We start from the raw sequence: 20,296 nt of genomic DNA, 5'->3' as shown, positions 1-20,296 counted from the left end.
CCCTAGATTAAGCCTCCATGACCGCCTCGATCAAGCATCTTTCGCTGCGCCGGGTGCGTGCCATGGGCGTCGCCGCCCTGGTGCTGTCTCTGCTGGGGTGGTGCGCGGTGCTGACGGCCTGCGCCAGTCTGCCCGCCGAGGTCGAGCGCCCGGTGTCGATGGCGCGCTCCGATGTCGACCACACCCGGCTGGCGGCGCTGGCCGCCGAGGCCGTGCCGGCCGACGCCGACCGGCGCTCCGGCCTGCGCCTGCTGCCGGTCGGAGACCAGGCCTTCGAGGCCCGCATGGCGCTGGCCCACGCCGCCGAGCGGTCGATCGATGTCCAGTACTACCAGATTGCCGACGACGCCTCCGGGCGCGAATTCCTGGCCGCGCTGTGCGAGGCCGCGGGCCGCGGCGTGCGGGTCCGGGTGCTGGTCGACGACCTGCAGGCGGCCGGCCAGGACGCCCTGCTGGCGGGCTTCGCGGCGCGGCCGAACGTCGAGCTGCGCCTGTTCAATCCGTTGCCGGTGCGCGAAGGCAGCGTCGGCGGGCGAGTGCTGTTCTCCGCCCACGAGTTCTCGCGCATCAATCGGCGCATGCACAACAAGCTGTTCATCGCCGACAGCAGCTTCGCGATCAGCGGCGGGCGCAACATCGGCGACGACTACTTCGGCCGCAGCGGGCCGGTCAACTTCATCGACATGGACGTTCTGTCGGCGGGCCCGGTGGTGCGCGAGCTGGCGGCGGTGTTCGATGCCTACTGGAACAGCCGGCACGCCTATCCGATCGAAGCGCTGGCGTCGCCGACCGCCACGCAGGAGGCCGCCCGCCGCGATTTCGACGACCACGTGCGCGCGGCCGGCGCGACCGGGCGGCCGGTCACGGCGCGCGACCCGCTGGACCAGAGCAGCGTCGGCGACCAGCTGGCCGCCGGCCACGTCGCGCTGCACCCGGCCGCCGTGCGCGTGCTGGCCGACTCCCCCCGAAAGATCGACGAGGACACCGCCGCACAGGCCGACGGCCCGGTCATGGAAGGCCAGCTCGCGCTGTTGCAGGCGGCGCACTCCGACGTCCTGATCGCGTCGCCCTACTTCGTGCCCGGCCGCCGCACCCTGGACGTGCTGCAACGCGCCACCGGCGAGCAGGTCAGGGTCTCGCTCATCACCAACTCGCTGGCGACCACCGACGAGCCGCTGGCGCATTTCGGCTATGCCCGCTATCGCACCGCGCTGCTCGACATGGGCGTCGCGCTCTACGAACTGATGCCCGACGACGGCGATGCGCACGAGGCTGCCGACGGCCCCCGGGGCTCGCTGGGCCGCCTGCACGCCAAGCTCGCCGTGGTCGATGGGCGATGGCTCTCGATCGGCTCCATGAACATGGACCGCCGCTCGGCCCATTCCAACACCGAGATGGGCCTGGTCGTCGACAGCGCCGAGCTGGCCGGCCAGGTCGCGAGCCTGTTGCAGCGCGACCGTCAGGCCCAGAGTTACCAGGTGCGCAGCCTGGGCGCCGGGAATCGGCTGCAATGGGTGTCGCAAGGCGGCGCGCAGGAGATCGTGCACCAGGCCGAGCCGAGCCTGACATGGGGCAACCGCCTGCGCCTGTCGCTGCTCTCGAAGCTGGTCGACGAGGAGTTTCTCTAGCACTTGATGCCGCGCACGCTGAAGGCGTCGACCGGACGCTGGAAGCCCTTCAGGTTCAGCGCCGGCACCGGGTCGACCTCGAGCATCGGCTCGAGCTGCGCATGGACCTTGCGAGAGATCAGGATCTGGTGGCTCGCCGCTTCGCCGCACAGCCGCGCGGCGAGGTTGGTCACGGTGCCGATCGCGCCGTAGTCCCAACGCCCTTCGAAGCCGATCGCGCCCAGTGTCGCGAAGCCCTGGGCGATGCCGATGCCCAGGCCGAGCGAATAACCGCGCCGCAGCCACGCGTCGGCCAGCGATCCGATGCGCTCGCGGATCGCCAGCGACATCCGGACCGCGCGCTCGGCTGCGTCGGCAACCGGAACCGGGTCGTTGAAGAAGATCATCATGCCGTCGCCCGTGAAGTGCTCGAGCGTGCCCTCGTGGGCGAGGATCAGTTCGCCGGCCGCGCCGTGGTACTGGCGCAGCACGCCCATGACCTCCTCCGGCTCCGCGATCTCGGCGAAGGCGGTGAAGCCGCGCAGGTCGAGGAACACCACCGTGATCTCGCGCCGATGGCTCTGCAGCGGGTCCTCGGCGCCGCCGCTGACGATCGCCTCGGCCAGCTGCGGCGAAAAGAAACGCCGCAGCCGGCCCACCCGTTCGAGCTCGGCGACCTGGGTCGCCACCCGCTGCTCGAGCGTGGCGTTCCAGCCCTTCATCTGCGCCACCAGAGCCTCGACTTCGTCGTGCAGGGCCTTGATGCGCAGCATCGAGCGCACCCGCGCCGCGAGGGCGGCGTGGTCCACCGGCTTGGTGAGGTATTCGTCGCCGCCGGCCTCGAGCCCCGCCACCACGTCCTTCAGGTCGGCCATGGCGGTGACGATGATGATCGGCGTGAACGGAAATGCGGGATCGGCACGCAGCCGCTTGCAGACCTCGATGCCATCGATCTTGGGCATCATCAGGTCGAGCAGGATCAGGTCGGGTGCCAGGGTCCGGGCGGCGGCGAGGCCCTCTTCGCCGTCGGCGGCCGAGACCACCTCGTAGCCCTCGCTGCCGAGGCGTGCCTGCAGAATCTTGACGTTGGTCGCGTTGTCGTCGACGATGAGGATGCGTGGGGGGGTTCTCACCGTCGGTTCTCCCTGAGCAAAAACTGTAGCGGCTTCGCACCCGATCCACAAGGCGATGCGGCCTGCGCAGCGGAGGCCTGGCCATCAAACTTGAACAGCTTGTTACGCGCGTGCTCAAGCGGTCACCATTTGCCTGGCTGGTGCTGCGGGTCGCGCACGTCCGGGCCTCGGTCCACACCAAGCTGCTGGTCGCCTTCCTGATCATCACGCTGCTGTTCATCGCGATGGCGGTCGCCAGCCTGCTGCTGCACCTGAACACCACCGCCCAGAGCCGCCTGCTCGACCAGGCCCACGAGCGGGTCAGCTGGTCGCAGCAGAGCCAGTACGCGCTGGGCCGGCAGATGCACTTCACGGCGCTGGCGCTGCTGTCGAAGGACGAGGCCTCGATCGAGCGGATACTGCGCGAGAACAATCGCTTCAACGAGACCCTGGCCAAGCTCGACACCGCCGCGACCGCGGGCCAGAAGGGGCTGATCGACCAGATCCGCGCTTCGCAGGACGACGCCATGGGCGTGGTGGCCGACATCGCCAACGCGATCCGCGACGGCAAGCTGGCGGACATCACGGGCGAGCTGCTGCAGCGCGAGGAGCGCCTCGACGCCGAGATCGCGCAGCGCATGGGCCAGCTGGTGGACGCGGAGCAGAACCGGATGGCGCGCCTGCGCGACAGTGTCGACGCCGCCAACCGCCGCGCGCTGGTGCTGACCTGCGTGTTCGCGGTCAGCGCCGTGCTGCTGGCCTGGCTCTGCGGCTTCGTGATCTCCTGGTCGTTCATCCTGCCGGTGCGCGCGGCCCATGGCTATCTGGACGATGTCGCGGCGGGCAACTTCGGGCGCAAAATCTCGGTCCCCAACCGTGACGAATTCGGAACGCTCGCCGACCGGATGAACCACATGAGCCAGCAACTGCATCGTCTCGACGACTCCCAGCGGCAGGCCGCCGCCAAGCTCGTGGACCTCAACGAGCAGCTGTCGCGCGCCAGCCAGGCCAAGAGCGAGTTCCTGGCCAACATGAGCCACGAGCTGCGCACCCCCATGAACGCGATCCTCGGCTTCAGCGAGATGATGATCGACGGCATCTATGGAGAGGTGCCGGAGGTGCTGAAGGAACCGCTGACCGACATCCAGGTCAACGGACGCAACCTGCTGCGGCTCATCAACGACGTGCTCGACCTGTCGAAGATCGAGGCCGGCCGGATGGAAGTCGCGCTCGAGGACTACTCGGTCGGCGACGTGGTGAACACGGTGCGCAGCTCGCTGCGCTCGATCGCGGCCGAGAAGGGCCTGGCGTTCACGGCCCATGTGCCGGACGACCTGCCGGTGGCGCGCGGCGACAGCGGCCGTCTCACCCAGTGCCTGACTAACCTGGCGGGCAACGCGCTGAAGTTCACGCGCCAGGGCAGCGTCGACATCGCCGTCGAGCAGGTCGGCGACCAGCTGGTCTATTGCGTCGCCGACACCGGCATCGGCATCGCGGCCCACGAGCTCGACAACATCTTCACCGAGTTCCGCCAGGTCGACACCACCATCACGCGGGAGTTCGGCGGCACCGGGCTGGGCCTCAGCATCTCGAAGAAGTTCGTCGAGCGCCTGGGCGGCCGCATCTGGGTCGAGAGCGAACTGGGCAAGGGCTCCCGGTTCATGTTTTCCGTGCCGCTGCGCGCGGGGGAAGGCGGTTCATGAGCGAGCGCAAGATCCTCTACGTCGAGGACAACGAGTACAACCGCAAGATCGTGCGGCAGCTGCTCAGCCGATCGCCCTGCCGCCTGATCGAGGCGGGCGACGGCGAGACCGGCGTCGCCCTGGCGCGGCAGGAGCTGCCCGACCTGATCCTGATGGACGTGCAACTGCCGAAGATGTCGGGACTCGACGCCACCCGACTCCTGACTACCGAGGCGCCGACGCGCCACATCCCGATCATCGTCATCACCTCGTACGCCCTGAGCGGCGACCGCGAGAAAGCGATGCAGGCGGGCGCCGCGAGCTATCTCGCCAAACCCTACAGCCCGAGCGCGCTGCTCGCCATGGTGAAGCAGTTCCTGCCGGGTCTCTGAGGCCAACGCCAGGGAGGTCGCATGACGAAGACCATCCGCACGGCCGCCGGCGGCGGCCACATGCTGCTGCTGCTGGGGCTGCTCGCCGCCTATGCGCCCGCACGGGCCGAAGAAGACCAGGCGCAGCAGTTCACGCCGGAGTTCCGGCAGATCCACACCGCCGTCGACCCCAAGCACACGCCGAAGATCACCGCGCCCGACAGCGTCCGGCGCGGTGCCTGGTTCAACGTGACGGTGAACGTCGGCGTCGGCTCGCAGCACCCCTCGCTGCAGGAGCACTTCGTGCGCTACATCGCGCTCTACAAGGACTCGGTGGAAATCGCGCGCGCCTACCTGCACCCGGTGTATTCGGCACCGACCGTGACCTTCACGGTGGCACTCGACGAGGGCGGCTCGCTGCGCGCGGTGGCCGAGCCCACCCATTCCGCGGCCTGGGAGGCGTCGAAGAAGATCAGCGTGCTGCCCTGAGAACCTGTGCCGGGCCGCTCAGCGCGGCTTCATCTCGACCGTGACCTGCGCCGGCTGCTGGTCGCCGACCGTCACGCTGGCCGGCACCATGCCGAGGCGCTCGTGCCAGATCTGCAGCTTGTACGGGCCCGGCGGCAGCTTGTCGAAGGCGAAGCGCCCGTCGGCGCCCGTGACCGCATAGTAGGGGTGCGCCGCCACCACCACCCAGGCCACCATCCAGGCATGCAGGTCGCAGTTGATGCGCACGATCTCGGGCTCGGCGAAGGTGACCGGGATCGTCCGCCCCATCGGCTGCGTGCGGTTGAACGACACGTTGCGCTTCGGCGTCGCGTGGATGTTGTGAAGCAGCCGGTCGCTGTTGAGGAAATCCACCGTGCCGCCGACCGGCACGACCACGACCCGCGGCACGAAGGTGCAGCCCTTCTGGTCGAGTTCCACCTTCTCGGTGCGAGGCGGCAGCGGCGCGCCGGGCGGTGGCGTCTCGATCCAGACCACCGCGTTGCGGATCTCCTTGGCGGCGGACAACTGCAGGTCGTCGGCGGGTTTCTCGTTGCCGCACAGGTACTGGTCGATCGTGACCGGCACCTTGACCGGCGCCGGTGCCGGGCCCGCGAACACCACCCGCCCGCGCAGCTCGCCGGCGAGGGCGTGTCCGGCCAGGCCGCAGCCCAGGGGCAGCAGCGCCAGAAGCGTGAGGATGCGGGCTGGATTCAACGGAAATCCCCCTTGGGTCGCCTGGCACCGAGTATTGCCGGGCTGGCCGGGGCGTCAATACGCCGAAGTGGGGCGACGGCGACGTCATTCGGCGTAGGACGCCGAGGGCCTGTTCGCCCTACCCGCTGCGCCGCGAGATCAGGCGCCGCAGCGCCGCCCGCACACCCGGCTTGTCCGCCACGCCGATGGCCATCGGGCGATCGCGATAGAGCGCGCGCTGCTCTTCGAGCACGACGCGCAGCGCCGCCATGCTGGACTCGCTGTAGGCCCAGACGCCGGTGACGACGAACTGGCCCGGCAGCGCATCGGGCTTGGGCCGGATCCGGACGTTGATGGCGCCGATGCGGTCCATGGTCTCGATGCGGGCGGCGGCCTGCTGGACGCCGCCGCCGAGGATGCTGACGTCGCGGGTGAACGCGAAGCTGATCGCCTGAACCTGATGGAAGTGCTCGGAGACGAAGGCACAGATCTCGAGGAACACCAGCCGCCCGACATGCCGCTGTTCGTCCCGCACGACCCGGGTCGGCTGGAAATGCTCGATGTGGATTTGCGTTCCGCCATTGGCCACGGGCACGGGATCCAGCGTTCCCAGCAGAACGTTGGCGTCGTACACATGCATGGGCTGACCGAGCTGGTAGGGGACAGCCCCGGGCCCGGTGATCCGGAGTTTCTTGAACGTCATGAAGGGCTTCGCGGGGCGCGCGGGGCTGATTCCCCGGGCTTGTTCCGAACGTCGTTGCCTTTGGCTGGACTTTAAGAGAAGTCGGTGCGCCGATCCGGCCGGTGCGGGAAGTTAACGCTCTCCACATTGACATAGTTCACGCAATTTGGCAGCAATCCACCTGTGCCGGCCCGGCGGGCGGCAAGCAGTCCGCACCCTTCAAAATAAGTTTGAATTTGAATTTGAATTTGATATCATCAGGCCACTCATCCGAGAGCCGCCCATGAACAAGAAACCCCTCGTTGCCGGTGCCGTCGCCCTCCTCGCTGCGGGCGCGTTCGCCATCTGGTACTTCAACCGCCAGCCAGCCGATCCGCACCAGCTCGTGCTCTACGGCAATGTCGATCTGCGCCAGGTCTCTCTGGCCTTCAATGGCAGCGAGCGCATCGCCAGGCTCTCGGTCCAGGAAGGCGACCGCGTGACGGCCGGGCAGGTGCTGGGCGAGCTCGACACCCGCACCCTGCAGCTGCAGGCGGCCCAGGCCGAGGCCCAGATCGCCAGCCAGGCGCAGGTGCTGCAGCGGCTCAAGGCCGGCAGCCGTCCCGAAGAGGTGGCGCAGTCGCGCGCCCAGGTTGCCGCCGCACAGGCCGACGCCGAGCTGGCCCGCCAGCAGCTCGAGCGGATGCAGGGCATCCGCCAGACCACCGCCGGCCGCGCCGTCAGCCAGCAGGACCTGGACGCCGCGCAGGCGCGCCGAAAGGTCGCCGACGCGCAGCTGGAGAACGCACGCAAGGCGCAGCAGCTGGTGGTCACCGGCCCGCGCAAGGAAGACATCGCGCAGGCCCAGGCGCAGCTCGATGTGGCCACCGCCGGCCTGGCGGTGCTGCGGCACCAGTTGCAGGAAGCGCGGCTGGTCGCGCCGATCGATGCGGTGGTGCGCGCGCGCCTCATGGAGCCCGGTGACATGGCGTCGCCGCAGCGCCCTGTGTTCACGCTCGCGATCACCGATCCCAAGTGGGTCCGGGCGTATGTCACCGAGGCCGACCTGGGCCGGATCAGGCCCGGCATGGCCGCCACGCTGGCGACCGACAGCCACCCCGGCGAGCCGCTGGGCGGCAAGGTCGGCTACATCTCGTCGGTGGCCGAGTTCACGCCCAAGACCGTGCAGACCGAAGCGTTGCGCAGCAGCCTGGTCTATGAGATCCGGGTGCTGGCCGACGACCCGGGCGACCGGCTGCGCCTCGGCATGCCCGTGACGGTGCGGCTCGCGCTGGACGCGGGCTCGACGAACGCGGGGAGCAGGCCCTGATGGCCGGCACCGGGCCGGCGCTCGCGGGCCGAGGCCTGCACAAGCGCTTCCAGATCAAGGGCGTGGCGGCCCCGGTGCGCGCGCTCGACGACGTGTCGCTCGAAGTGCCGGCCGGAACCCTCACCGCGCTGGTCGGCCCGGACGGCGCCGGCAAGACCACGCTGCTGCGCCTGGCCGCCGGCCTGATGCGGGCCGACGAAGGCGCGCTGCAGGTGCTCGGCATCGACGTCGCGAAGGATCCGCAGGCGGTGCAGGACCGCATCAGCTACATGCCGCAGCGTTTCGGCCTCTACGAAGACCTCAGCGTGCAGGAGAACCTCGACCTCTACGCCGACCTGCACGGCGTCGAGCGGGCCGCGCGGCAAGCGCGCTACGCCCGCCTGATGGAGATGACCGATCTCGGGCGCTTCACCGCGCGCCCCGCCGGCAAGCTCTCCGGCGGCATGAAGCAGAAGCTGGGGCTGGCCTGCACGCTGGTGCGCTCGCCGGCGCTGCTGCTGCTCGACGAGCCGACGGTGGGCGTCGACCCGTTGTCGCGGCGCGAGCTCTGGCAGATCGTGCAGCAGCTGGTCGACGAAGAACATCTGTCGGTGATCGTCAGCACCGCCTACCTCGACGAGGCCGAGCGCTGTGCCCAGGTCTTCGTGCTGCATGGCGGCAAGCTCATCGCGCAAGGCTCGCCCGGCGAGATCCGCGACAACGCGAGTGATCTCTGTTTCGTCGCCACGCCGCCCACGGGCACCGCGCCGCGAACGCTGCAGGCCCGCCTGCTCGACGCGCCCGCATCGATCATCGACGCCGTGCCGCAAGGCGGCGAAGTGCGCTTCATCCGGCGGCCCGATGCGCCGGCCGGAGCGGTCGACGCGCTGCTGGCCGGCGCACCGGCCCAGCCGGTGGCGGCGCGCCTCGAGGACGGCTTCATGGCGCTGCTGCGCGCGCAGCAGGCCGCCCCCGGCGAGCACCCGCAGCCCGCAACGCAGCCCGTCGCCGCCGACACGGCCGAAGTCGTCATCCAGGTGAAAGACCTGGTGCGCAAGTTCGGCGACTTCACCGCCGTGGCGAGCACCAGCTTCGACGTTCGCCGCGGCGAGATATTCGGCCTGCTCGGCCCCAACGGCGCCGGCAAGACCACCACCTTCCGGATGCTCTGCGGCCTGCTGCCGGCCAGCAGCGGCTTCCTGCAGGTGGCCGGCGTCAACCTGCGCACCGCGCGCGCCCAGGCACGGGCGCGCATCGGCTACGTCTCGCAGAAGTTCGCGCTCTACGGCAATCTCACGGTGGCCGAGAACCTGCAATTCTTCGGCGGCGCCTACGGCCTGCGCGGCGACCGTCTGCAGGATCGCATCCGGACCGTGCTGCGCCAGTTCGACCTGGTGGGCCAGGAGAGCGCCACCAGCGGCCAGCTGCCCGGCGGCTTCAAGCAGCGCCTGGCGATGGCGACCGGACTGCTGCACGAACCCGAGATCCTGTTTCTGGACGAGCCCACCAGCGGCACCGATCCGCTGGCACGGCGCGAGTTCTGGCGGCGCATCACGGCGCTGGCCGCCGGCGGCGTGACCGTGATCATCACCACCCACTTCATGGAAGAGGCCGAGTACTGCGACCGCATCGTGATCCAGGACGCCGGCAAGCTGCTCGCCATCGGCACGCCGCGGGAGGTGCGCGTGCAGGCCGGCAGCGCGGCCGACAGCCGGCTCAGCATGGAAGACGCCTTCATCGACATCGTCAGGCATGCGCGCGAAGCCGGCCAGAGATCCACGCCGGCGGCGCGCGACCGGGCACCGGCCGCGCCCCTGCGAGGAGCCAGCGCATGACCGTACCTGCCCAGCCGCAGCCCGACGCGCCGCGCAGCCGCTTCTGGCCCCGGCTGATCGCGCTCACGCGCAAGGAATCCCGCCAATTGATGCGCGACCCCAGCAGCCTGGCGATCGGCATCCTGCTGCCCATCCTGCTGATCCTGATCTTCGGCTACGGGCTCTCGCTCGACGTCAAGAACGCGCCGATCGCGGTGGTGCTCGAAGACACCTCTCCCACCGCGGTGCAGGCGGTATCGGGCCTGCAGCTCACGCCCTACATCTCGCCGGTCATGCTGACATCGATGCGCGAGGCCGAGGCGCTCATGCACCAGCGCAAGGTCGACGGCATCGTGCGCGTGCCGGGCGACTTCTCGCGCCGGCTCGCGGCGGGCGACGCGCGCATCCAGCTGATCGTGCATGGCGCCGATGCGGCCAAGGCCACCATCGTGCTGCGCTATGCGAGCAGCGCGCTGGCGCAAGATGCCCTGCGCGCGGCGGACCGCGCCGGCGGCGGGACGCCGTCCGGCATCGGCAGGGTCACGATCGAGCAACGCATGTGGTTCAACGCGGCCAACGACAGCACGTGGTACCTGGTGCCGGGGCTCATCGTGCTCATCATGACGCTGGTCGGCGCCTTCCTCACCGCACTGGTGATGGCGCGCGAATGGGAACGCGGCACGCTGGAGGCGCTGTTCGTCACGCCCGTGCGGCCGGTGGAGATCCTGCTGGCGAAGATCATCCCGTACTTCGGCATCGGCATGGCCGGCCTGCTGCTGTGCCTGCTGGCGGCACGCTTCCTGTTCGAGGTGCCGATGTACGGCTCGCTCGCCGTCATCGTCGTCAGCGCGATGCTCTACCTGATCGTCGCCGTCGCCGTGGGCCTCGTGATCTCCTCCGTCACGCGCAACCAGTTCCTCGCCAGCCAGGTGGCGCTGATCTCGAGCTTCCTGCCGTCGCTGATGCTGTCGGGCTTCCTGTTCGACCTGCGCAACGTGCCGACGGCCGTCCGCATCGTCGGGCAGGTGCTGCCGGCGACCTACTTCATGGAGCTGATCCGCACGCTCTTCCTCGCGGGCAACGTGTGGCCGCTGATCCTGCGCAACTGCGCCATCCTGCTCGCCTATGCGGTGGTGCTGCTCGGTGTCGCGCGCTTCGTCACGCGCAAGAAGCTGGACTGAAGGACAAACGACCATGAACGGCTCATTGATCGAATTCCTGCGGCGTGTGGCGCACCTTTGCCGCAAGGAACTGCTGGTCATCCTCAAGGACCCCTCCAGCCGCGTGATCCTGGTCGTGCCGGCACTCATGCAGAGCCTGCTCTTCGGCTACGCCGCCACCTACGACCTGACGCATGTCGACTACGCGCTGCTCGACCAGAGCCGCAGCGGCGCATCGACCGCCCTGATCGCCAAGCTCGACGGGACGGGCGTGTTCCGGCGTGCCGCCACGCTCGATTCGCCGGTCCAGATCGCGCCCATCGTCAACGCCCAGGAGGCGCTGGTCGTCATCCAGATCGGGCCGCGGTTCGAGCAGCAGCTCGACGCCGGCGAGCAGGCGCCCATCCAGCTCATCCTCGACGCGCGCAACTCCAACACCGCCGGCTCGGCGGCGGGCTTCGTCGGCTCCGTCGTGGAGGCCTTCAACGTCGAGTGGCGCCAGCGGCATGGCGGCGCGCAGGCGCCGGTGCGGATCGAATCGCGCGCCTGGTTCAACCCCAACCTGGAGACGCGCTGGAACTTCATGCCGGGCATGATCGCCGCGCTCAGCATGATCCAGACCTTGCTGCTGACCGCGCTGTCGGTGGCGCGCGAACGCGAACAGGGCACCTTCGACCAGCTGCTCGTCACGCCGCTCTCGCCGACCGAGATCATGATCGGCAAGGCAGTGCCGCCGGTGTTCATCGGGCTGGTGCAGTCCACGCTGGTGCTGCTGGTGACGCTGCTGTGGTTCAGGGTGCCGATGGCCGGGTCGCTGCTCACGCTCTACACCGGCCTGGTCTTCTTCACGGTCGCCAGCGTGGGCATCGGGCTGTCGATCTCGGCCGTGTCGGCCAACATGCAGCAGGCGATGCTCTACACCTTCGTGCTGATCATGCCGATGATGCTGCTGTCGGGCCTGACCACCCCGGTGAGCAACATGCCGCGCGCGCTGCAGATCGCGACGCTGGCCAACCCGCTGCGTTTCGCCATCGATCTCGTGCAGCGGGTGTATCTCGAGGGCGTCGGGCTGCTCACGGTCTGGCACAACCTCGTCCCGCTTTTCATCATCGCGGCGATCACCCTGCCGCTGGCCGCCTGGCTGTTCCGCCATCGCCTGGTCTGAAGCTTTCAAGGACATTGACATGACGCGCTCTCTTCGCTCCCCGTACTGCGCGGCCTGGCTGGCGGCGCTGGCGCTGGCCGGTTGTGCGGTCGGCCCCGACTTCAAGCCCGAGACGCCCGCGGCGCCGCCGAGCTTTGCCGCCTGGCACGGCGGCTCGCCGGCGCTGATCCCGCCGCAGGCGCGCACGGACACGCCGCCGCCCGCCGGCTGGACGATGTTCGGCGACCCGGTGCTCGATGCGCTGGAGGCGCGCGCGCTGGCCGCCAACGCCGACCTGCAGACCGCCGCGCTGCGCTTCCTGCAGAGCCGCGCACAGCGCAGCGTCGTCGAATCGCAGAAGGCCCCGCAGATCAACGCCGGCGCCGGCGTCACACGGCTGCGCCAGAGCGAGAACGGCGAGACCCGGCGGCTGCTCGACGCCATCAATCCGCCCAACCAGGAACAACTGATCCAGGTGCTGAGCGAGCCGCACTACTTCTACCAGGCCGGCTTCGATGCCTCGTGGGAGCTCGACCTCTGGGGCCGCATTCGGCGCGCGGTCGAATCCGCGGACGCCAACGTCAGCGCCTCGCAGGCCCTGCTCGCCCAGGTGCAGCTCAGCGTGCAGGCCGAGGTCGCGCGCCGCTACTTCGAGCTGCGTGCGGCGCAGCACCAGATCAAGATCGCCCGCGACGACATCGCCGCCTCCGAGGAGACCCTGGACCTGGTCAAGGCCCGCGCCGACGGCGGCCTGACGACCGACCTCGACGTGACGCGCCAGAGCGCGCAGGCGGCCGATCTGCGGGCGCGCCTGCCGCAGCTGCTGGCCCAGGAAGCGCTGGCCGTCAACCAGATCACGCTGCTGCTCGGCGACCGGCCCGGTGCGCTGCAGTCGCAGCTCGCGGCCCCGTCCGATGCGGCCGCTGCCGCCGCCCTGCCCGACCTTTCGCTGGGCCTGCCTTCGGAGATGGCACTGCGCCGGCCCGACATCCAGGTCGCCCAGGCGCAGCTGCACGCCGCCACCGCCAACATCGGCGTGGCGGTGGCCGACCTGTACCCGCGCATCACCATCGGCGCGGGCTTCGGCTTCCAGTCGGTCGATGGCGACAGCTTCGCCGACTGGGGCAGCCGGCAATGGTCCATCGGTCCCAGCCTGCAGGTGCCGATCTTCGACGGCGGCCGCCGCCGCGCCACCGTGACCCTGCGCGAGCTGCAGCAGCAGGAAGCGGCAGTGAGCTATCAGCAGACCGTGTTGAAGGCCTGGCACGAGATCGACGATGCCCTGAGCGCCTACACGGCCGAGCGGCTGCGCAACGTGCAGCTCGCCGAGCGCGAACGCAGCAGCCGCGACGCGCTCCAGCTGGCCCGGGTGCGCTACGACCACGGCCTGACCGACTTCCTGGTGCAGCTCGACGCCCAGCGCACCTGGCTGCAGGCACAGCGCGAGTACACCGAGAGCACGAGCCGGCTGGCGCTGGGGCTGGTGGCGGTGTCGAAGGCGCTCGGCGGCGCCGGCGAACTGGCGACGAAGTCCTGACCCGCCCGGCGCAGCCGCCGGTCGGTCCGGCATGTGCGTACGATGTAGTCAGATGACCGCCGCCTCGTCGCCATGGGTCGAGACCCTGACCGAACTCAACATCCTCGACCTGCTGGATGCGATCGGCGTGCCGCGCCTGCGCGGCACGCCGTTGCGCCACCTGTTGCGGCCCGCGGCCCGCCGCTTCGCCCGGACGGCGCACGAGTTCGACACCCGGGTCGGCGAGCATGGCCTCGCGCAGGGCAGCACCTGGCTGATGGACCGGATGACCGCCGGCCTCGTCACCTCGGGGCTGGAACATGTCCCGACGCAAGGCCCGGTGGTCATCCTGGCGAACCATCCGGGCATGACCGACACGGTCGCCCTCTTCACCAGTCTCGCGTGCCGTCCCGACCTGCGGGTGATCGCGGCGGATCGGCCATTTCTTCGCGCCCTGCCGAACGTCGCGCGGCAGCTGATCTTCCTGCCGGATGATGAAGATGGCGGGCGGATGGCCGTCATTCGGGCCGCCGCCCGGCATTTGCACGAAGGCGGCGCCCTGCTGACCTTCCCTGCCGGAGAGATCGAGCCCGACCCCGCCACCTTCGGTGCGCAGCGGGCCACGGCGTCGTTGCGGAACTGGTCCGGCAGCTATGCCCTGTTCGCCCGGCTGGCACCGGCCACGCGGTTCGTGCCCGCGCTGGTGAGCCATGTCATCTCGCCGGCCGCCCAGCGGCATCCGCTCACGCGGCTGCGCCGCACGGCACGCGACAAGGAAAAGCTCGCTGCGGCACTGCAGGTGGCGCTGCCGCGCTACCGGGGCCTGGTCGCCAGGGTCAGCTTCGGCCATCCGGCGAGCGCCGGAGCGGACGAGGCGCAGGCGCTCGCCGCGGCCATCACGGCGCGGATGCGCCAGCTCATCGACGCGGAGGTGCCCGACGATCGCACAGGCTACAGTCGGGCAGACCCCGACGTTCGCAGCGCCTGAGACAGGCCGGCAAGCCGCCTGAGCCGCCGACGCAGGGTCAGGGCATGTTGGCGGTCGCCGTGGTGGCTTGCGTCATGACGGTGGCCCATGCACCGTCGATGCGCTTCCAGACCTCCACGACCCACAGCCCACCGCTGAAAAAGCGAGTGGCCACAAGGTCGCCCTGCTGTACGTGTTGCTCGCGCTCGCGCGGTACATAGGGCCGCTGCTTCTGCGATTGAAGGTTGCCGATCCGTTCGGACCGAGACATGAACTGGCCGTTCTGCTGGACAGTCGTGAAGTCGTTCGCGGTGTACTTGCCCCACTGCGCCGCATCCACGGCATAGAAGGCTTCGTCGCGTTCGCGCATGGCGGCTCGAAGGTCGGAAGGGAGAGTGGTCGCGTCAGTCATGGGCGCACTGTAGCGCCCATGGCCCAAGGTCTGCGCTACTTCGCCGTCTGTTCGAAGCCGCGCCGGGCGGCCTCGCCAGCGTCGAGGTTCTCCTCGCGGGCCAGCTGCCCCAGCGTCTCGTAGACGAAGCGCGGCGGCTGGATCCGCCAGCCATGGCGCTCGCGGATGGCCATCACCGCGCGCATCGCCAGCAGCGAATGGCCTCCCAGGTCGAAGAAGTTGTCGCGCAGGTCGACGCTGTCGACCCCGAGCAGTTCGCACCAGACCTCGGCGATGGCGCACTCGACAGGCGTGCTCGGGGCCGCACGCTCGGCGTGGTTGGCCGGCCTCGGGTCGACCCGAGGCGGCGGCAAGGCATTCCGGTCGATCTTGCCGTTGGGCAGCAGCGGCAGGCCGTCGAGCGTCACGAAGTGCTGCGGCAGCATGTACTCGGGCAGGTGGGTGCGCAGATGGTCGCGCAGCACGGTCGGGTCGGGTGCCTCGCCGCGCGGGACTATGTAGGCCACCAGGCGCACGTCGTCCTCGCTCTGCGAATGGGTTGCGACAACCGCTTCGGCCACCGCCGAATGGTCGTGCAGTGCGGCCTCGATCTCGCCCAGCTCGATGCGCAGGCCGCGCAGCTTCACCTGCCGGTCGAGCCGTCCAAGGTGCTCCAGCCAGCCGTCATGGCGCCAGCGACCCAGGTCGCCGGTGCGGTAGTAGCGCGCGCCCGGCTCCTGGCTGTCGAGGTCGGGCGGGAAGCGGTCGGCAGTGAGTTCATCGCGACGGTGGTAGCCGAGCGACACGCCCGCGCCGCCGATGCAAAGCTCGCCGGGTACGCCGATCGGGCAGAGCTGGCCGCCGGCGTCGCGCACCTGGATGTCGGTGTTGTCGATGGGCCGGCCGATGGAAATGCCGTCGCGCGGCGCCGTCACGCGCCACACGCTGGACCACACGGTGGTCTCCGTCGGCCCGTACATGTTCCAGAGTTGGACCCCGCTGTCGAGCAACTGCTCGGCCAGCGCGGCCGGCAGCGCCTCGCCACCGACCAGCGCCTTGAAGTGCGGTACCCCTTCGGGGCGACGCCAGCCGGCACCGAGCAGCATGCGCCAGAGCGTCGGCGTGGCCTGCATGACGGTCGCGCGCTCGCGCGCGATCAGGGCCCGCAGCGAATGCGGGTCTTGCACCTGCGCCGCGTCGGCCAGCACGACGCGCGCGCCGGCCGCCAGCGGCAGCAGCAACTCGAGGACCGCGATGTCGAAGGACAGCGTCGTGACCGCGACGAGGCGATCGCCGGCGTCGAGTCCCGGCTCCCGGGCCATGCTCGCCAGGAAGTTCACGACCGCACGGTGCGGCACAGCCACGCCCTTGGGCTGGCCGGTCGAGCCCGAGGTGTAGATCAGGTAGGCCGGGTCCAGCGGACCGGCATCCTGCGACGCATCGGGCGCCAGCGCCTCGCCCTGCTCCGGCGCCAGGCTGCAGTCGATGTCGAGCGCCATCACCGGCACGCCGGCGGAGGCGAGCCACTCTGCCGGCACGCCGCGCGTGACGAGTGCCGACAGGCCGGCGTCTGCGGCCATGAAACGCAGGCGCTCCTCCGGAAACCCCGGGTCGAGCGGCACGTAGGCCGCGCCCGACTTGAGCACGCCCAGCAGCGCCACCAGCAGGCCGGCGTCGCGGGCGACACCCAGGCCCACACGGTGGCCCCGGCCGATGCCGCGAGCACGCAGCGAGCGCGCGAGGGCATTGCCGCGGGCTTCGAGTTCGCCGAACGAGAGCATGGCGCCCCGCGCGTCGACCACCGCCACCGCGTCGTCGGCGACCGCTCGGGCCCCACTCAGGTACAGATGCACCACCTGGGCCGGGGGCAACGGATGCTCCGTGGCGTCCCAGCCGTTGCGCAGCATGGCCTGCTGGGCCGGCGAGACGATCGGGATCTGCGACAGCGGCAGCGACGGCGTGGCGAGCAGCCGCTCGACCAGCGCGAGGTAGTTCTCGAGCATGCGTTCGACGGTGGCATGCGCGTAGAGGTCGGTCGAGTACTCGAAGTGCACGCGGTGCGTGAACTCGGTGTCGATGTGCACCGACAGGTCGAACTGCGCTGTGGCGCGGTCGAAGGGGAATTCCTCCACCTCCAGGCCGGCATGGTCGAGCCGGCCGAGCGGCGCGTTCAGCACGTTGAAGAGCACGCGCACCAGTCCTTCGGCGTGCACGGTGCGATCGTGTCCGAGCGACTCGACCAGCTCGTCGAAGGGCGCTTCCTGGTGCGCATAGGCTTCGATGGCGGTGGCGCGCACGCGCTGCACGAGCGTGTCGAAGCTCGGGTCGCCACCGAGGTCGGTGCGCATCACCAGCGTATTGACCAGCGTGCCGACCAGGTGCTCGGCAGCGAAGCGGTGGCGGTTGGCGACCGGCGTGCCGACGGCGATATCGGTGCTGCGCGCCTGGCGCGCGAGCATCAGCTTGAAGGCCGCGAGCAGCACGACGAAGGGCGTGGCCGAAGCGCGGGCGCCGTACCTGCGGATGGCGGTGCGCAAGCCGACCGGCACCATGGCGGAAACCCGTGCGCCGTGGAAGCTGGGGCGCAGCGGCCGCACGAAATCGGTCGGCAGGTCGAGCGGCGCCAGGTGCGCGAGCCGCTCGCGCCAGTAGTCCATCTGCGGCACGCGCTGCGCCACAGACGCGGGGCTGCGCTGCCACGCGGCGTAGTCGGCGTACTCGATCGGGACCGGATCCAGCGCATGCGCTCGGCCTTCCTTCCACGCCGCATAGGCGCCAAGCGCCTCGCGCATCAGCACGGCGAAGGACCAGTTGTCGGCGATGGCATGGTGCATCACCCAAAGAAGCACGTGGTCGCTCGCGCCCAGTCGCAGTACCGTGGCATGGTGAAGCGGCGCGCGGTCGAGTTCGAAAGGCCTGTCCAGCCGCTCGGCGAGCAGCGCGCGGGCGCGTGCCAGCCGGTCGGGGCATGCAGCCAGGTCGATCCGTTCGATCGGTGCATGCGCCGTCGGTTCGATGAGCTGCATCGGCTCGACACCGTCGAGCACGAGGCGCGTGCGCAGGCTTTCGTGGCGCTCGACCATGAAGTCGAACGCGCGCTGCAGCAGCGCCACATCGAGCGCACCGCGGATTCGCAGCGAGACCGCGACGTTGTAGGCCGTGGAAGCCGGATCGAACTGCTGGATGACCCACATGCGCCGCTGCGACAGCGACACCGGCAGCGGCGCGCCACGCGGCATGCGCGCAATGGCCACAGGCACCACCGGCGCGACGCCGCCATGCTCGGCCTGCAGGCGTGTGACATGGTCGGCGAGCGCCGCCACGCTGGTGTGGTCGAACAACGCCGCGAGCGGCAGCTCGACCCCGAGCTGCTGGCTTACGCGCGAGGCCACCTGCGCCATCAGCAGCGACGTGCCACCCAGCTCGAAGAAATTCTCATGCACGCCGAAGGCGGTGGTGTCGAGCACCTCGCGCCAGATCTCCCAGACCTCCTGTTCGGCGGCGGCGCGCGGCATCGAGTGCATCGTCGTCGCGCGGCCCTCGTCGGCCGCGTCGTCGGCGCCTGGCGGCGTCGCTTCCCGTGCAAAGACGGCCTGGACGTCGAGCGTTCCGTCAAGGTAGCGCTGCCGGATGGCGCGCCGCTGGATCTTGCCGCTGGAGCTGCGCTGCAGCGAGCCGGAGCGCACCAGCACCACCGCCTCGACCGGCAGGCCGTGCGCCTCGCCGATGGCACGGCGCACTGCGGCCGCTGCGGCCTGCGCGGCATCGTCGCCGGTGCGGCGCTCGGTCTCGAGCGCCAGCACCAGCGCCTCGCCATCGTGCGTCTCGACCGAGAAGGCGGCACCGTAGCCGGGCCGCAGCGCCGGGTGCGCATGCTCGGCCGTCCACTCGATGTCTTGCGGGTAGTGGTTGCCGCCGTGGACGATCACCAGGTCTTTCAGCCGGCCCGTGACGAAGAGTTCGCCGTCGGCCATGAAGCCGAGGTCGCCGGTGCGCAGGAAGGGCCCGTCGACACCGGCCAGGCGCGCGCCGAAGCCGGCTTCGGTCAGCTCCGGCTGGCGCCAATAGCCCTGGCCGACGCTGGGCGACTGCACCCAGATCTCGCCCACCGCGTCGGGCGCTGCCACGACACCGGTCGCCGGGTCGACGATGCGCAGCGTGGTATGCATGAGCGGCAGGCCGCAACCCACGCTGCGGACGGCCCCTGCGCCGTCGCACCGCGCCGGCAGGACGCGGTCCTGCTGGAGCGCATGGGCATCGAGCACCAACATGCGCGGCGGTCGGTGGGTCGTCGACAAGGTGACGCCCAGCACCGTCTCGGCCATGCCGTAGGCGGGCATGAAGGCTTCGGGACGCAGGCCGGCGGCACCGAACACGTCGAGAACCCGCTCGATCGCATCGGCACGCAGCGGCTCGGCGCCGCAGCTGAGCGACACCAGCGACGAAAGATCACTGGCCAGCGGCGCACCGGCGAGCGCCCGCAGGCAGGCCACGTACGCCGACATCGGCGCCCCGGTGTGCGTGATGCGCAGGGCATCGACGGCTTCGAGCCACCTGAGCGGTCGGCGCAGGAAGGTCAGCGGCGACATCAGCCAGCTGGTGGCGCCGGCATGGAAGGGCACCAGCAGCCCGCAGACCAGCCCATAGTCGTGGAAGTGCGGCAGCCAGGTCAGCGTGCGGGAATGGGTGTCGAGTTGGCCCGCCACGTGGAGCGCCAGCACGTTGGCCAGCGCCTGCCCATGGCTGATGCGCACGCCACGTGGTGCAAGCGTCGATCCCGAGGTGTACTGGAGGTAGGCCAATGCGTCGGCATCGACGAACGGCAACTGGCCAGGCATGCCGGGATCGGACGTCTCGAGTTCGACCGACGAGATCCATCGCGCCGCAGCGAACAGGGACGGCTCGAGCACCTGGCGCGCGCTGTCGAGAAGGTCGGCGGCGGTCCATACCAGCGCGGCGCCGGTGTCCTCGAGGATGCCGCGCAGTCTCGGCGCCGAACGCAGCAGCCGCACCGGGTCGGGTGCCGGAACCGGCACCGCGACGCAGCCACAAAGCACGCAGGCCCAGAACGCACGCACGAAATCGAGACCCGGCGGCAGGGCCAGCAGCACGCGCTCGCCCGGTCGGGCGAGCGCACCCAGGCGGGCGGCCAGGCGGTGGCAGTCGATCGACAGGTCCCCATAGCTCAAATGTTCAGCGGGGGACAGGTCATCCTTCAGGAAGACGTAGGCGAGACGGTCTGAGTGCGCGGTACAGCGCGACTCGAAAACGGCGGTCAGGGAGTTCGGGAGCACGAGGCCTGCGTCATGGTTCATGGTCGACGGGGGGCCAGCGGCGTGCCGCCGGGCGGAGTTCGGATCATTGGGCGGTCCTCGCAACG

At 70.1% G+C, this 20,296-nt stretch carries 15 protein-coding genes; 10 read left to right on the top strand and 5 right to left on the bottom strand.

The window, feature by feature from the left end; all coding sequences use genetic code 11:
• Positions 1 to 17: 17 nt before the first annotated feature.
• Positions 18 to 1,628: a phospholipase D-like domain-containing protein gene (locus tag AC1DF3_RS09470; protein WP_478139471.1), complete on the top strand. Its 1,611-nt coding sequence runs from the start codon at positions 18 to 20 to the stop codon at positions 1,626 to 1,628.
• Here AC1DF3_RS09470 and AC1DF3_RS09465 read toward each other — a convergent pair.
• Complete coding sequence (locus tag AC1DF3_RS09465; protein WP_478139470.1) at positions 1,625 to 2,740, bottom strand: adenylate/guanylate cyclase domain-containing protein; 1,116 nt, start codon at positions 2,738 to 2,740, stop codon at positions 1,625 to 1,627. The two genes, AC1DF3_RS09470 and AC1DF3_RS09465, sit on opposite strands and share 4 nt — an antisense overlap.
• 110 nt (positions 2,741 to 2,850) lie before the next feature.
• Between AC1DF3_RS09465 and AC1DF3_RS09460 the strand changes: the two genes are divergently transcribed.
• From AC1DF3_RS09460 to AC1DF3_RS09450, 3 genes are read left to right on the top strand one after another with little or no spacing between them, the layout of a single operon-like run.
• Positions 2,851 to 4,422 carry a sensor histidine kinase gene (locus AC1DF3_RS09460; RefSeq protein WP_286530998.1) on the top strand — a complete coding sequence of 524 codons (1,572 nt, stop codon included), beginning with the start codon at positions 2,851 to 2,853 and terminating at the stop codon, positions 4,420 to 4,422.
• Complete coding sequence (locus AC1DF3_RS09455; protein ID WP_286520415.1) at positions 4,419 to 4,793, top strand: response regulator; 375 nt, start codon at positions 4,419 to 4,421, stop codon at positions 4,791 to 4,793. The genes AC1DF3_RS09460 and AC1DF3_RS09455 overlap by 4 nt, the downstream gene beginning before the upstream one ends.
• A 21-nt stretch (positions 4,794 to 4,814) precedes the next feature.
• A complete protein-coding gene (locus AC1DF3_RS09450) occupies positions 4,815 to 5,261 on the top strand; it encodes a desulfoferrodoxin family protein (protein ID WP_286530997.1) in 447 nt (148 codons plus the stop codon).
• A gap of 18 nt (positions 5,262 to 5,279) precedes the next feature.
• On the opposite strand, the gene AC1DF3_RS09445 is transcribed toward AC1DF3_RS09450, so the two are convergent.
• Together AC1DF3_RS09445 and AC1DF3_RS09440 are read right to left on the bottom strand one after the other, a co-directional pair.
• Positions 5,280 to 5,975 carry a carboxypeptidase regulatory-like domain-containing protein gene (locus AC1DF3_RS09445; RefSeq protein ID WP_286530996.1) on the bottom strand — a complete coding sequence of 232 codons (696 nt, stop codon included), beginning with the start codon at positions 5,973 to 5,975 and terminating at the stop codon, positions 5,280 to 5,282.
• Between the two features lie 118 nt (positions 5,976 to 6,093).
• Positions 6,094 to 6,657: a hypothetical protein gene (locus AC1DF3_RS09440; RefSeq protein ID WP_478139469.1), complete on the bottom strand. Its 564-nt coding sequence runs from the start codon at positions 6,655 to 6,657 to the stop codon at positions 6,094 to 6,096.
• A 262-nt stretch (positions 6,658 to 6,919) separates the two neighbouring features.
• Here AC1DF3_RS09440 and AC1DF3_RS09435 point away from each other — a divergent pair, with 262 nt between their 5' ends.
• Genes AC1DF3_RS09435 through AC1DF3_RS09410 form a run of 6 tightly spaced genes read left to right on the top strand, consistent with a single transcriptional unit; the run spans position 6,920 to position 14,546 of the window.
• Positions 6,920 to 7,945, top strand: coding sequence for an HlyD family secretion protein (locus AC1DF3_RS09435; RefSeq protein WP_478139468.1), 1,026 nt, complete (start codon positions 6,920 to 6,922; stop codon positions 7,943 to 7,945).
• The gene (locus tag AC1DF3_RS09430; RefSeq protein WP_478139467.1) at positions 7,945 to 9,759 is read left to right on the top strand and encodes an ATP-binding cassette domain-containing protein; all 1,815 of its coding nucleotides are present in this window, start codon (positions 7,945 to 7,947) and stop codon (positions 9,757 to 9,759) included. Before AC1DF3_RS09435 ends, AC1DF3_RS09430 begins: the two co-directional genes overlap by 1 nt.
• The gene (locus AC1DF3_RS09425) at positions 9,756 to 10,919 is read left to right on the top strand and encodes an ABC transporter permease (RefSeq protein ID WP_478139466.1); all 1,164 of its coding nucleotides are present in this window, start codon (positions 9,756 to 9,758) and stop codon (positions 10,917 to 10,919) included. Before AC1DF3_RS09430 ends, AC1DF3_RS09425 begins: the two co-directional genes overlap by 4 nt.
• 13 nt (positions 10,920 to 10,932) lie before the next feature.
• Complete coding sequence (locus tag AC1DF3_RS09420; RefSeq protein WP_478139465.1) at positions 10,933 to 12,063, top strand: ABC transporter permease; 1,131 nt, start codon at positions 10,933 to 10,935, stop codon at positions 12,061 to 12,063.
• A gap of 19 nt (positions 12,064 to 12,082) precedes the next feature.
• Complete coding sequence (locus tag AC1DF3_RS09415) at positions 12,083 to 13,579, top strand: efflux transporter outer membrane subunit (RefSeq protein ID WP_478139464.1); 1,497 nt, start codon at positions 12,083 to 12,085, stop codon at positions 13,577 to 13,579.
• Between the two features lie 52 nt (positions 13,580 to 13,631).
• Positions 13,632 to 14,546 (top strand): 1-acyl-sn-glycerol-3-phosphate acyltransferase, encoded by a 915-nt coding sequence (locus AC1DF3_RS09410; RefSeq protein ID WP_478139463.1) that lies wholly within the window; start codon positions 13,632 to 13,634, stop codon positions 14,544 to 14,546.
• A gap of 37 nt (positions 14,547 to 14,583) precedes the next feature.
• Here AC1DF3_RS09410 and AC1DF3_RS09405 read toward each other — a convergent pair whose 3' ends face one another.
• Together AC1DF3_RS09405 and AC1DF3_RS09400 are read right to left on the bottom strand one after the other, a co-directional pair.
• Entirely contained in the window at positions 14,584 to 14,937 is a 354-nt protein-coding gene (locus tag AC1DF3_RS09405; RefSeq protein WP_478139462.1) for a nuclear transport factor 2 family protein, read from the bottom strand.
• Between the two features lie 35 nt (positions 14,938 to 14,972).
• On the bottom strand, positions 14,973 to 20,231 hold the full coding sequence (locus tag AC1DF3_RS09400; protein WP_478139461.1) for an amino acid adenylation domain-containing protein: 5,259 nt from the start codon (positions 20,229 to 20,231) through the stop codon (positions 14,973 to 14,975).
• Between the last annotated feature and the right edge of the window lie 65 nt (positions 20,232 to 20,296).

The sequence above is a fragment of the Variovorax sp. 10N432 genome (assembly GCF_056394465.1).
This window is presented reverse-complemented; position numbering and strand designations above follow the sequence as displayed.

Excerpts from the sequence above, each read along its gene's own strand:
- AC1DF3_RS09425 (WP_478139466.1), top strand. The coding sequence starts at position 9,756 with ATGACCGTACCTGCCCAGCCGCAGCCCGACGCGCCGCGCAGCCGCTTC.
- AC1DF3_RS09455 (WP_286520415.1), top strand. The coding sequence starts at position 4,419 with ATGAGCGAGCGCAAGATCCTCTACGTCGAGGACAACGAGTACAACCGC.
- AC1DF3_RS09440 (WP_478139469.1), bottom strand. The coding sequence starts at position 6,657 with ATGACGTTCAAGAAACTCCGGATCACCGGGCCCGGGGCTGTCCCCTAC.
- AC1DF3_RS09470 (WP_478139471.1), top strand. The coding sequence starts at position 18 with ATGACCGCCTCGATCAAGCATCTTTCGCTGCGCCGGGTGCGTGCCATG.
- AC1DF3_RS09420 (WP_478139465.1), top strand. The coding sequence starts at position 10,933 with ATGAACGGCTCATTGATCGAATTCCTGCGGCGTGTGGCGCACCTTTGC.
- AC1DF3_RS09415 (WP_478139464.1), top strand. The coding sequence starts at position 12,083 with ATGACGCGCTCTCTTCGCTCCCCGTACTGCGCGGCCTGGCTGGCGGCG.
- AC1DF3_RS09400 (WP_478139461.1), bottom strand. The coding sequence starts at position 20,231 with ATGAACCATGACGCAGGCCTCGTGCTCCCGAACTCCCTGACCGCCGTT.
- AC1DF3_RS09405 (WP_478139462.1), bottom strand. The coding sequence starts at position 14,937 with ATGACTGACGCGACCACTCTCCCTTCCGACCTTCGAGCCGCCATGCGC.
- AC1DF3_RS09430 (WP_478139467.1), top strand. The coding sequence starts at position 7,945 with ATGGCCGGCACCGGGCCGGCGCTCGCGGGCCGAGGCCTGCACAAGCGC.
- AC1DF3_RS09450 (WP_286530997.1), top strand. The coding sequence starts at position 4,815 with ATGACGAAGACCATCCGCACGGCCGCCGGCGGCGGCCACATGCTGCTG.
- AC1DF3_RS09410 (WP_478139463.1), top strand. The coding sequence starts at position 13,632 with ATGACCGCCGCCTCGTCGCCATGGGTCGAGACCCTGACCGAACTCAAC.
- AC1DF3_RS09435 (WP_478139468.1), top strand. The coding sequence starts at position 6,920 with ATGAACAAGAAACCCCTCGTTGCCGGTGCCGTCGCCCTCCTCGCTGCG.